At 42.9% G+C, this 14,651-nt stretch carries 5 protein-coding genes; 1 reads left to right on the forward strand and 4 read right to left on the reverse strand.

Annotated features, from left to right (window positions below):
- A partial coding sequence (locus QQK09_RS11105) for a tandem-95 repeat protein (RefSeq protein WP_284204209.1) occupies positions 1-6,647 on the forward strand: 6,647 nt, incomplete at its 5' end.
- Positions 6,648-7,257: 610 nt separating this feature from the next.
- On the opposite strand, the gene QQK09_RS11110 is transcribed toward QQK09_RS11105, so the two are convergent.
- From QQK09_RS11110 to QQK09_RS11125, 4 genes are all read right to left on the reverse strand, one after another.
- Positions 7,258-8,340, reverse strand: coding sequence for a glycerol dehydrogenase (locus tag QQK09_RS11110; protein WP_284204211.1), 1,083 nt, complete (start codon positions 8,338-8,340; stop codon positions 7,258-7,260).
- Positions 8,341-8,408: 68 nt separating this feature from the next.
- Positions 8,409-10,040, reverse strand: coding sequence for a dihydroxyacetone kinase subunit DhaK (locus QQK09_RS11115; protein ID WP_284204212.1), 1,632 nt, complete (start codon positions 10,038-10,040; stop codon positions 8,409-8,411).
- Positions 10,041-10,441: 401 nt separating this feature from the next.
- On the reverse strand, positions 10,442-12,145 hold the full coding sequence (locus tag QQK09_RS11120) for a solute:sodium symporter family transporter (protein WP_284204213.1): 1,704 nt from the start codon (positions 12,143-12,145) through the stop codon (positions 10,442-10,444).
- A gap of 291 nt (positions 12,146-12,436) precedes the next feature.
- The gene (locus QQK09_RS11125) at positions 12,437-14,539 is read right to left on the reverse strand and encodes an alpha-galactosidase (protein ID WP_284204214.1); all 2,103 of its coding nucleotides are present in this window, start codon (positions 14,537-14,539) and stop codon (positions 12,437-12,439) included.
- Between the last annotated feature and the right edge of the window lie 112 nt (positions 14,540-14,651).

Genomic DNA, 14,651 nt, shown 5'->3' on the forward strand with positions numbered 1-14,651 from the left:
TTATCGATGATGATGGCGCAACCGCTGAAACGACTGCGGGTATCACGGCACTAGCAGTGAACGATGCGCCTGTGGTTGATGGCAATGTCGCTTACTCGGTTGACGAAGATGGCACCATTACCTTAAGCCAAGAACAATTATTGGCTAACGCAACGGATGTAGATGGTGACACATTAACTGCTGAAAACCTATCGGTAGGTGACAATGCAAGTGTTGTTCAAAATCCAGATGGTTCATTCACGGTTACTCCAGATGCAGACTTCAATGGCGATCTCGATTTAAGCTTTGATGTCTCAGATGGCACAACGACTGTAGCAGCGGGTGTTGACCTTACGGTTAACCCAATCAACGATGCCGCGGTTGCACCAGACGTTAGCTTCGAAATGAATGAAGATGGCGTTATTGTTATCACGGATGAGCAACTACTTGCGAATGCAACGGACATTGATAATGATGAATTAAGTGTTGATGGTCTAAGCTACAGCGGCACAGACGGTGTATTAACGGATAACGGAGATGGCACACACAGCTTCGCACCAAACGAAAACTTCAACGGTGATGTACAACTCGACTTTGGTGTCAGCGATGGCACGGTGACAACACCAGCAAACATTGATATTGCAGTTGCCGATGTTAACGATGCACCGGTTGCGGGCAGCACAAGTTACACGGTCAACGAAGATGGCCAAATTACCATCAGTCCAGACCAATTGCTTGCGAATTCAAGTGATGTAGATGGTGAAGTATCACTGGATAGCGTCAGCTACTCAGGCAGTGATGGTGTATTAATCACTAATGAAGATGGCTCGGTGACATTCTCTCCAAACGAGAACTTCAATGGCGAAATTAGCCTAGATGTTGTGGTTATCGATGATGACGGCGCAACCGCTGAAACCACCGCGGGTATCACCGCATTAGCAGTGAACGATGTGCCAGTGGTTGATGGCAACGTCGCTTACTCAGTGGATGAAGACGGCACTATTACGTTAAGCCAAGAACAATTATTAGCGAATGCAACGGATGTTGACGGTGACACATTAACAGCTGAAAACTTATCGGTAGGTGACAACGCAAGTGTTGTTCAAAATCCAGATGGTTCATTCACGGTTACCCCAGAAGCTGATTTCAATGGCGATTTAGACCTAAGCTTCGATGTATCTGATGGCACAACAACCGTAGCAGCGGGTGTTGACCTTACGGTTAACCCAATCAACGATGCAGCGGTAGCCCCTGATGTTTCATTCGAAATGGATGAAGATGGCGTTATTGTTATCACTGATGCACAACTGCTTGCGAATGCAACGGATGTCGACGGAGATGAGCTCTCTATTGCAGACGTTACTTATACAGGCACAGACGGTGTGTTAACGGATAACGGTGATGGCACACACAGCTTCGCACCAAACGAAAACTTCAACGGTGATGTACAACTTGATTTTGGTGTCAGCGATGGCACGGTGACGACACCAGCAAACATTGATATTGCGGTTGCCGATGTGAATGATGCACCGGTTGCGGGCAGCACAAGTTACACGGTCAACGAAGATGGCCAAATTACCATTAGTCCTGAACAATTGCTTGCGAATAGCAGCGATGTAGATGGCGAAGTATCACTGGATAGCGTCAGCTACTCAGGCAGTGATGGTGTATTAACAACGAATCAAGATGGCTCGGTGACATTCTCACCTAACGAAAACTTCAACGGTGAAATCAGCCTGGATGTTGTAGTTATCGATGATGATGGCGAAACAGCAGAAGCCACTGCGGGCATTTCTGCCATTGCAGTGAACGATGCACCAGTGGTTGATGGCAATGTTGCTTACTCGGTTGATGAAGATGGCACCATTACCCTAAGCCAAGAACAACTGCTTGCAAACGCAACGGATGTTGATGGTGACACATTAACTGCTGAAAACTTATCGGTAGGTGACAACGCAAGTGTTGTTCAAAATCCAGATGGTTCATTCACGGTTACCCCTGAAGCTGATTTCAATGGCGATTTAGACCTAAGCTTCGATGTCTCAGATGGCACAACCACGGTTGCAGCGGGTGTTGACCTTACAGTTAACCCAATCAACGATGCTGCGGTAGCCCCTGATGTTTCATTCGAAATGAATGAAGATGGCGTTATTGTTATCACGGATGAGCAACTACTTGCGAATGCAACGGATGTTGACGGTGATGATCTCAGCGTTGATGGTGTTACTTACACTGGCGCAGATGGTGTATTAACGAGCAATGGTGATGGTACACATACTTTCTCACCAAACGAAAACTTCAACGGTGATGTACAACTCGACTTTGGTGTCAGCGATGGCACGGTCACCACACCTGCAAACATCGATATCGCGGTAGCCGATGTGAATGATGCACCGGTTGCAGGTTCAACCTCATACACGGTCAACGAAGATGGCCAAATTACCATCAGCCCAGATCAATTACTTGCGAATTCAAGTGATGTAGATGGCACGGTTAGCCTTGATAGCGTCAGCTACTCAGGCAGTGATGGTGTATTAATCACCAATGAAGATGGCTCAGTGACGTTCTCTCCAAACGAGAATTTCAACGGTGAAATCAGCCTGGATGTGGTGGTTATCGATGATGATGGAGCAACCGCTGAAACCACTGCTGGCATTTCTGCCATTGCAGTGAACGATGCACCAGTGGTTGATGGCAATGTCGCTTACTCGGTTGATGAAGATGGAACAATTACCCTAAGCCAAGAACAACTGCTTGCAAACGCAACGGATGTTGATGGTGACACATTAACTGCTGAAAACTTATCGGTAGGTGACAACGCAAGCGTTGTTCAAAATCCAGATGGTTCATTCACGGTTACCCCTGATGCTGATTTCAATGGCGATCTCGATTTAAGCTTCGATGTCTCAGATGGTACAACGACAGTGGCAGCGGGTGTTGACCTCACGGTTAACCCAATCAACGATGCGGCGGTTGCGCCTGATGTTTCATTCGAAATGGATGAAGATGGCGTTATTGTTATCACTGATGCACAACTGCTTGCGAATGCAACGGACATTGATGGTGATGAATTAAGCGTTGATGGCGTAAGCTACAGCGGTACAGATGGTGTATTAACCGATAACGGTAATGGTACTTACGACTTCGCACCAAACGAAAACTTCAACGGTGATGTACAACTTGACTTCGGTGTTAGCGATGGCACGGTGACGACACCAGCGAACATCGACATAGCGGTTGCCGATGTAAACGATGCACCGGTTGCAGGTTCAACGTCATACACGGTCAACGAAGATGGCCAAATTACTATTAGCCCAGAGCAGTTATTAGCTAACTCAAGCGATGTTGATGGCACGGTTAGCCTTGATAGCGTCAGCTACTCAGGCAGTGATGGTGTCTTAATTACCAACGAAGATGGCTCTGTGACGTTCTCTCCAAACGAGAATTTCAATGGCGAAATCAGCCTGGATGTTGTGGTAATCGATGATGATGGCGCAACCGCTGAAACCACAGCGGGCATTTCTGCCATTGCAGTGAACGATGCGCCAGTGGTTGATGGTAATGTCGCTTACTCGGTTGATGAAGACGGCACCATTACCCTAAGCCAAGAGCAACTACTTGCTAACGCAACGGATGTAGATGGTGACACATTAACTGCTGAAAACTTGTCGGTAGGTGACAACGCAAGTGTTGTTCAAAATCCAGATGGTTCATTCACCATTACACCAGATGCAGACTTCAATGGCGATTTAGACCTAAGCTTCGATGTCTCAGATGGCACAACAACCGTAGCAGCAGGCGTTGATCTTACGGTTAACCCAATCAACGATGCCGCGGTTGCACCAGACGTTAGCTTCGAAATGAATGAAGATGGCATTATTGTTATCACGGATGAGCAACTACTTGCGAATGCAACGGATGTCGACGGAGATGATCTCTCTATTGCAGACGTTACTTACACTGGCACAGACGGTGTCTTAACGGATAACGGTGATGGCACACACAGCTTCGCACCAAACGAAAACTTCAACGGTGATGTACAATTCGACTTTGGTGTCAGCGATGGCACGGTGACAACACCTGCAAACATTGATATTGCGGTTGCCGATGTGAATGATGCACCGGTTGCAGGTAGCACAAGTTACACAGTCAACGAAGATGGCCAAATTACCATCAGTCCAGACCAATTACTTGCGAACTCAAGCGATGTAGATGGCACGGTTAGCCTTGATAGCGTCAGCTACTCAGGCAGTGATGGTGTCTTAATCACCAATCAAGATGGCTCAGTGACGTTCTCTCCAAACGAGAATTTCAATGGCGAAATCAGCTTAGATGTCACGGTTATTGATGATGATGGTGCAACCGCACAAACTACAGCAGGTATAACAACGCTTGCAGTCAACGATGCACCTGTCGTTAACGGCAATGTGGCTTACAGCGTTGATGAAGATGGTGTTATTACAGTAACTCAAGAACAGTTATTAGCGAATGCTAGCGATATTGATGGTGATGAGTTAACCGCGAGTAATTTGGCTGTTGGCGGCAATGGCAGCGTGGTAGATAACCAGGATGGTACATTCTCAATCACACCAGATCCTGACTACAACGGTGATCTTGCGCTTACATTTGATGTTTCAGATGGTGAACAAACCGTTTCAGCTGGAATGGACTTAACAGTCAACCCTGTTAACGATTTACCAATGGCGCCAACGATTAATTTAGAAGGCACCGAAGATGTCGCTATCACTATTGACCCTGCCTATATCCTTTCACAAGCAAGCGATATAGATAGTGATAACCTGACCCTTGATAGCTTGACTGTTCGTAATCCAGCCAATGCATCATTAACGCAAAATCAGGATGGAACCTATAACCTTATTACGCCAGAGAATTTCAATGGCATGATTAACCTAGGTTACTTAATTTCTGATGAAACGGGTGAAGAGGTAAGTGGTGAGCTATCAATGGATATAATTCCTGTTGATGACTCTCCATTCAAAAATGGTAATGCACATGCAACTATCCAAGAGGATGGTGAAATCACCTTTAACGAGGAAGATCTATTAGCACTATTTGGTGATGTAGACAGCTCGGTAAGTATTTCACGCATCATTACTGCGGAGGGTGATGAGGCTGAAGGTGATATCACAGATAATGGTGACGGAACTTGGACCTTTGTTCCTACAGGTGATTTTGCGGGTACGACAGGGTTAGAAATTGTTGTTTCAGATGGTAATACTGAAACCAGCATGGACTTCCCGGTTTACATCCGCCCAGTTGCCGATGGTACTGTTATTACAACAGCACACGAAGGTCCGTTAGTCTTTAGTGAAGATACCACGGGGCATTTTGCTCTGAATGTTGAGATGTTAGATGCATCAGAGACAATGGAGTCATTAGTGATGACTGGCTACCCTATCGGATTCGTAGTGAGCGATGGCGTTCACACTATCGAAATTACCGAAGAAGGGCAGATGGTTAATATCACTGAATGGGATCTTACAGATTTAAGTATGACCCCTCCAGAGGATTACAACGGTAACTTCTTCGTGACTGTTTCTTCAGTTACCTTAGATGTAGGTGATGAAAGTTCTCTAGAAGATGATAGCCAGTTAATAAATGATGTACCTGCAGCAACACCGTTCCAGATGCATGATGATGGTTCAATTCTTATTGAAGCTGATGATCTATTAGAAACTCAGGGACTTGATTCAACTGAAACAAACGTTGAAGAGGTTAATTATGAAGGCGAGGATGGCGTGCTAATTGATAATGATAATAGTACTTGGACTTTCTGGTCTGATCCTGATTATAGTGGACCTGTAGATGTTAGCTTCACCACTGATACTGGGGATAGCTATAGTACTGAATTACAAATTACACCGCTAAATGATATTGCGACAGATATTACCGATGTTGAAGTGGAAGTTGCTGCAACTGCTGCTGCAGAAACGCAGATTGTCACGGAAGAGCAACTACTAGAAAATGTAGATACTATCCAAGGAGATACATTAACAGTCAGCAATGTGCAATCAGATAATGCGCTTATTACTGACCTACTTGATGGTACATTTAGCGTTGAATCTACAGCGGATGCGGATCCTGAACTTTCCTTTGATGTGAGTAATGGTATCGAAACCGTTAGTGCGACAACGACATTGACTGCGGAAGGTGAAGCTGAACCAGATTATACGGTGGCACCTGGTGGTGTGGTTAATATCGCCATCCCTGATGAAATATCAGGTAATGATAGTGTTGATCATATGATTTTATCTGGTCTTCCTGAAGGAGTAACACCGCAATCTGGTGTGGAAAGTGATGAGGGGTATATCATTGGTGATACATCTCAACCGATTACCTTAAATATTGATTCATCGTTTAGTGGGGATATCAATGTGCAAATGTCTGGTATGAGTGCGACTGATCAACCTATTGACGGCGCCGTTGGAGGGAGTACTGTTGAAGTTGATACCAGTTATGAGATGCAAGGGTCTAGTGCAGATACCGCAGCGCCAATTAATAGTGAAATGGCTGCTGATGGTGGAGATTGGACGACTGCTGATAATACCGACGTTGCTATTGACGTTATGGATGATGCAGCAAGCTTTGCTGATAGTGGAGACAGCAGTGCCGATGATGATACGCATACAATAGATGAATCTATTTAATTGTCATTTTAATTAAAGAGTAACCAGTAGCAATACTGGTTACTCTTCTATTAATATCAACTGTGATGAAGCGATAACGTTATACCTCACTCTATTTACATAATTTCCTACCGCTTAGTCTTTCTAACATTCACTTTTCACTTTTATATTTATCCATTATTTACTGTTAAATAATCAATTTAATGGCGAGCTTACATAGAAGATGTTTTAGGTGATGCAATCATGAGGTTGCTTGATACTATTGGAAAAATAACGTCTTTTAAGCAGTAAAATTGATCAGATAATTAGTGGGTTTTGTCTGATTATTATTGCTAGTTTAAATTTTCATTAACAGCGTTGTGAGTTTTATTCCGAACATACTTTTCTCCACCACTGCGTGGCCAGCTAAAGCTGTTCAAAATCGTTCCATATGATTTTATGAAGTGAGAAAATAGGTAAAGAATTACAGTCTTAATTTAATTGGCATAACAATGAATGTTATCAAGCAGATATCAATAATTTAGTGATGCGTTTTTTCTCTAGGGGAGGGAACTTCAGCAATCATTATTCAAAATAATAATTGCTGAAATTAGAAATATACTATTTACCTTTCAAACTGTTAATTTAGAGCTTATTTACCCAATTCATGTGCCGTTAAAATAGCCGAAAATACAGAATCAGCGGTTACTTCAAAGGGCATGTTATGAATTGTTTCACCCTCAGCACATGAGGCAGCTGCCACTTCCATTAACTTGTCCATGTTGAGCTCTTTGACACCCATCATATGTAAGTTAGTGGGTAGACCGACAGATTTACAGAATGCTAATACCTCCTGAATCTCTTCCATTGGTGCATTTTCAAGTACCAAATGCACTAACGTACCAAAGGCTACTTTTTCGCCGTGAAATAGGTGATGGCACTCTTCAAGTTTGGTTAAACCGTTATGCACAGCATGTGCTGCTGCCAATCCGCTACTTTCAAAACCGATACCACTTAAGTACGTATTAGCTTCAATAATGTTTTCAACCGCTGGTGACGTTAAGCCATTTTCAGCTGCAATTTTAGCTTTCAAACCATCTTCAATAAGCGTTTCATAACATAGTTTAGCAAGCGCTTGTGCTGCACGCGTTGGTGCGCCACCTGCCATTGTTTGACCACCAGAGCGTGCATTAGCACGTGCTTCAAAGTAGGTTGATAGTGCATCACCCATACCAGAAATAAGTAAGCGGACTGGTGCACCTGCAATGATTTTACTGTCCATAATAACCATGTTTGGATTACGTGGAATCATCAGGTATTCACTAAATTCGCTGTCTTCAGTGTAGATAACCGCTAATGCACTGGTTGGCGCATCGGTTGAGGCGATGGTTGGTACAACAACCACAGGTACATTACGATAAAAGGCAATCGCTTTGGCGGTATCAAGTGTTTTACCCCCACCAATACCGATAATCACTTCTGATTCATTTTGCTCTGCAATGGCAATTAAACGATCGATCTCGACACGAGAACATTCGCCATTAAATTTTTCTAATAACAACTCTCCTTCAGAGGCAGCAAAACTTTGTGCTACTTGCTCACCTACCAATCCGGTTACAAAGTCATCTGCAATTGCTAGGGCCTTTTGACCTAACGGTTTAACGTATTCACCGATGCTATTAAGAGCATTTGCGCCTTGAACATATTTACTCGGAGAAATAATGATTTTATCCATGGTACTTTTCCTTTTTAAATAGATTAACTCAATTGAACTCACGTTAAAAAAACTTGTTATTTTTACTGTTATTTAAAGATTGCGAAGACTTCCTGAACGGCAACTGCACCAGGGTCTTTCACGCCTTCAAGGCTATCACTGTTAAGGTACGATGAACGTCCTGCTTTCGCTTCAAGCATTTGCGCTGTGCTATCTGTGCCCGCTTTAGCCGCGACAATAGCCGCCGCCAAGTTTTCCTTTTGTAGTGCTAACAGTGCAGGCTCTAATGCATCAATCATAGTGCGATCGCCCACTTTTGCACCACCAAAGAACTTCATCTGCTCAAGGCCATTAAGCAATGCTTTAGGTAAATTCTGATGCTGCCCAAAGTGTGTTCCAGCGGCAGTAAAGAAAATGGAAAGCAAGATACCGCTTGAACCACCCATCGACATTGCAAGGTGCTCACCAACGACTTCAAGTAATTTTTGTGTATCGTCCAATGGCAGGTTGTTATTATTTAACTCTTGCTGAACTTTTAATGCACCCGATGAGAAGGTTGAGCCCGTATCACCATCACCAACCAGCGTATCAAGTCGATTTAATTCACCTTTGAGGCCAATGACGGTAGTACATATTTTACTCACGACCTCTGCAACAATCGCGTTTTCAGAGGCGGTAAATTCAACACTGTTGGATGCTTTTTTTGCTGTAATAGGTGTCGCATCGTTTACTTTAATTCCCTGTTGCCAAGACTCTACTGCGACGGGGGCAAGTAATGCTGTTTCAATTTCATCACTAAGAATCACACAAGATAAAGAAAAGCCTTTCATATCAATCGCGGTGACAAAAGGTTTTGGCCCAAATAGGTAAGTCATCTCCTTGCCTAAGGATGACTCCACGACATCTTTGGTTAATAGGCTCATCTCTAAAGGAGAGGTGCCGCCAAGGTTATTAAGTAATAAAGCGTATTTTTGACCATTGGTTTTTGCGAGTAATTTACCTGCCATCAACTCAACCACGTCACGACTATGGTCGATATCAATCACCGCAATGCCTGGTTCACCATGAATACCTAAACCCAATTCTGCTTTATTGGCTGGAATGCGATCTTCAGTCTCTTCACCGGGAATATGACAGCTAGTAACCGCGACACCAATACTGCTTACGTTGGTATTACATTGCTCTGCTTGTTTCGTTACTTCTTCTAATGTCGCACCTTGTTGTGCGTAGTAGCCTGCTACTTTATGTACAAAGACAGTGCCAGCAATACCACGTGGTTTTTTGCTATTTTCAATAGAGATATCATCGTTGACGATAACCATTTGAACTTTTAGGCCTAATTTCTTTGCTTTCTCTGCTGCTAAGCCAAAGTTTAGCCTGTCACCAGTATAGTTTTTTACAATTAATAAACAGCCGGCTTCGCCAGTAACATGAATAATGGCGTTTAACACCGCTTCAACACTGGGAGAGGCAAACACATCGCCACATACTGCAGCAGTAAGCATACCCTCACCAACAAACCCTGCATGTGCTGGTTCATGGCCAGAGCCGCCACCTGAAATGAGGGAAACTTTACTTTTATCCCAATCTTTTCTGATCACAACACGAATGTGTTCATCAATGTCTAGCCTAGTTAAATTATCATGCTGGTTACTGTAAATAAGGCCATCAATTGCATCACTAACCAGTGTTTTTCGTTCATTAAAAAATAATTTTGACATGCTCAAATTCCTTACTTTTTTCAAGTGAATTAGATAAATATTGTTGTCTATTAATTTATACAAAAATCAAAATAGTCGGCATGAATTTTGTACCTCAATTCTATGATGGCATTGAGTTTACACAGTTTATAAAATATAAATTGTGATCTTATTAGCACAAATGTAAACGTTTCCATGGTGTGCTTTTTGTTTTTCCTGAATGCCTATAGCGATATTTTCTATGTTAGATCATCATTTTCCGTGGAACTGAATAGTCACTGTCGCCACTCTATTTATGTAATTTCGCTATATGTTTTTGAATATCCTATGCAGGGCAATATAACGGGGCATTTTCAGACCACCCCGTTGATTACGTTAGGTATGCGTCGCTACTTAATGGCAGCGAGTCCTTTCTTTTTAAGTTACTCAGCTTCACGTAATGCAAGCGCTGCTTTTTTACGTGATTGGGTCATTAATATCCCCGCAATCATGATCACACCACAAACACCATAAACCTGCATAACAGTAGGATCTGCAGACATCAAACCGACTTCAGAGAAACAGATGAATGCGCCTAATACCATATAAAGAATGATAGCTGATGCTTCGAAACGGAATGCCCAAGGAGTGATATCAATATCTTCATTGATAGGCATAATATAATCCGTTTCACGCGGTTTAACGTAGCCAATGATTAACATCAAGATAGTACAAATAACGAATAGTATTGCTAGCTGATGTAAGAAATGCAGCGGCGTATCAAAGATTAGTTGCATGGCGCCGTATGAACTTACGAATACCACTAATGCAACTTTTGCAGCAAAGGCTGGTACGCGTTTAGATACGTAACCAACAAACACGATAGTAAAGATAGGTACACTAAAGAAACCCGCTACCATTTGTAAGTACTGGAATAGGCCATCAGGTGCATACATGATGAAAGGGGCGATACAAACAGAGATGATCGCAATAACAACACCAAATACACGCCCTTTAGCGACTAATTCATGGTCATCTTTACCAGCACCAAACAGTGGTTTATAAACGTTTAAAGCGAACAGTGTTGTTGAGCTGTTTAATACACCATTGAAGGTACTTAGGATTGCACCGAACATTACCGCGACAAAGAAGCCTACTAACGGTTTAGGCAGTACTTCGTTTACTAAACGTGTGTACATTGTGTCTGGGTTGCCTGCATCAGCACCAAAAATATGGTAAGCGATGATACCTGGGATAATAAGGAATAGAGGCGAGATAACTTTAATCGCACCCGCTAAAATAACCCCTTTTTGTCCCTCTTTAAGGTTTTTAGCGCCTAATACACGTTGTATGATCGATTGGTCAGTACCCCAGTAGTAAAGGTTCACTAATATCAGACCTGTAAACAGTGTTGAGAACGGTAGTGGATCACTTTCTTTACCAACAGATTGTAGTTTTTCTGGTGCTGCCGTTGTCAGGATATGTAATCCGTCCATAAAGCTACCGTCACCGAGTACGATCAAACCAAAGATTGGAATCATCAAACCACCGACAATCAGGCCGATACCATTCATACTGTCGGCAATAACAACGGCTTTTAAACCACCATAAACCGCATAGAAGAAACCTAACAGACCGATTGCTGCTGAAATTATTGCAATTGAAGCGAATTCAGAAACACCTAATAAGGTTTGGATATCAAAAATATCGCCTAATACAACCGCACCTGCATAAAGGGTTGTTGGCAGGATATTGATAACGTATTGGCATAGGAAAAGCAGGGTCACGAACTTCTTAACCGAAAGGTCATAGCGACTTTCCAGAAAATCGGGAATAGTGGTTATACCCTGTTTTAAGTAGCGTGGCACCAGTAGCAGGGCGATGATCACGAGGGTAATACCCGAGCCAACTTCCCAACCCATGACACTCATATTATGTGAGTATGCTTGTCCACTCATACCAACAAAGCTGGTGGCACTTAGGTTCGTTAAAATAAGTGAACTAGCGATTAGTCCACCAGTTAAGCTTCGTCCGCCAAGAAAGAAACCTTCTTGGGATTCGTTATTTGATTTTCTTACTTTGAAGTAAGTGTAAGTACACACAAACCCCGTAAAAAGTAAAAATGAGATCAGTACAGTAAATGACATGGTACATTCCTTTGAGTTAAGTTTTTGTTGATTCACTAGGCGACTTGTCAGGTTGCTTAGCAGATTAAAAATTTTTGACTTACATTTTTCTATTACACTTTTTCTCTTACACGCTTTGAAATATTCGCTAGGCGGTTGGTGAGAACTGCCTAGCATATAAAATTGTTAAAAACTTAAGGGCGCTATAAAGCTATAAGGCCAGAAGGCTTGAACGCTGTTGTTCCTGCTTTTAGCCTTCCAGCCTTCAAGCATGTTTCTCTTTTAAGCGTGTTTTTCTTTCAAGTTTTTTTTCTAAAGCTTTTTGAGATGCAGCATTAATGCTGATTCAGGGTCGAGAATCGGCAGGGTAAGACCGATCTCTTTTAAGTTTTCTCCGCTTAAGGTCAGTGTTTTGTCTAACCACTTGGGGCGTTGTTTCATTAATTGAAAACTGGTAGTCGGGGTTTCAACTAACTTCACCTGATACAGTGCACTCGGATCGATACAGCTAATACGCAGTGGTGATGGCAGTGCGTAATCAGGCATGGTTAATTGGCATACGGTGATCAATATTTCAATGTCGTTATGGACGCCATAGATGTTTTGACGTTTATCTGCAGTATCGACACGAAAGCTACGACCGCTATGCAGCAGGTGACGATATTGTTTATGTAGGGCGATATATTTTGCGAACGCTTGGCGTTCCTCTTTTGGCACTTTAACGGGGTCTAATTCCACGCCCATATGACCACCTAATGCAGTCATGCCGCGCATATTGATATGGTGCATGCGGCGTGTTGTGTGACTTTCATCGGGGCCTATATGTGAGCCCATTACCTCTGGTGGGAAGAAGTAACTCATACCGCGTTGAATCGCTTGGCGCTCTAATGCATCGTTACAGTCTGATGCCCAGAAGCGATGGGTGCGTTTTAGAATCTCAAAGTCAATACGCCCACCACCCGATGAGCAGGATTCGATTTCAACTTTGTCATGTGCCGCTAATAATTTATCAAGCAGTGCATAAAGCGCGTTAGTTTGACCGTTCACAGCGGGTTTACCTTGATGACCCGGTTGTACTAACTCACGGTTCATATCCCATTTTAAATATGAGATGTTGTAGGTTGTTAAAAGATCATTTAAGCGCTCAAATAGGTAGTTGAAGCAGTCAGGGTTCTGCAGGTCTAGCACATATTGCCAGCGACCAGAAGGTTGATGGTAACCTTGTAACTCAAGTACCCAATCAGGGTGAGCTTTGTAAAGTAGCGAGTCTTGGCTGATCATTTCAGGCTCAACCCAAAGACCAAACTCCATACCCAAGTCATTAACGTGACTGATAACTGGCTCTAAACCATTTGGATATTTTTGCTCATCAAGATACCAATCTCCCAAGGCAGCACGTTCTCCATGACGACCAATAAACCAGCCATCATCAATAATAAAACGCTCAACACCCATTACTGCGGCTTCATCTGCCATTTTCATAATGTAAGCAGGATCGTGGTCAAAGTAGATACCTTCCCAGGTATTAAGGTGCACTGGACGCGGTTTATCAACCGGAAAACTAATAATGTTGTTACGCACAAAATGGTGAAAATGTTCAGAAATCCCGTTCAGGCCTGCCGTACTGTAAGTTGCGTATAACCAAGGTGTGCTATAGCTTTCTGATTCCGCTAAAATGGCTTCCCCTGCTAATAACAGTTCACCGGCTTGAACAAAACGGCGGCCGTCACTTTTTACATCAGCGCGGAGTTGGTGGTTACCACTCCAACCTAAATGAAAGCCCCAAACTTGACCACATTGTTCATTAAAATTGTCACTACCCACAAATAACCCAGGGAAATTTTCATGAGAGGTGCGACCACGGCGATTTTCTTGCATGAAACCACCATGCGCGAAGCTTTGGCGATGTGTTTGGAATTCACGACTCCAACGCCCGTGAAAAGACATCAGCTCGTTGGCATGGTTTGGTACGGGTAGCGTCGATGAGAGTTTGGTTAACGAATAGTTAGTTTTACCTGTGTTGATAACAGTAATTCTTTTTTGTAAAACATCACTTTCAAAGTCAATTTTTATTTCAATTTCTAGCTGCAGTTGGGCAACATGATCTTGAAGCTTAAAGATAACGGATTGAGCAGATAGATCTTGATCAAAAACGTCAAAGACTGGTGCCCAATCATAACTATCACGATGGCCTTCAAGACCGGGTGCGTTGAAATGACCACTACCAAGCTCTGGGCATAATGACAGCGGAACATCGACATCAAGACGCGCTTGTGAAATAGGACGTTCAGTAGAGAGTAGTATGTCGGGATCAATTTGGCTTATTCTTGGACCCCAATGTAGAATTTCAGGGGTGCGTTCAACCTTAATGATCAAACTGCAATTTTTACTAGTGAGATGAATAATACTGTTCATATTAGTTCCTGTTGTTATTTTTGTAACAATATTGTTTTCGTAAACATATGTGTTTATATTGGCACTTGTTGTTTTTGTGATCCATAAATAGGCATTTTAAGTGGGGTGTTCG

The organism is Psychromonas marina (genome assembly GCF_030161115.1).
Classification (GTDB): domain Bacteria; phylum Pseudomonadota; class Gammaproteobacteria; order Enterobacterales; family Psychromonadaceae; genus Psychromonas; species Psychromonas marina.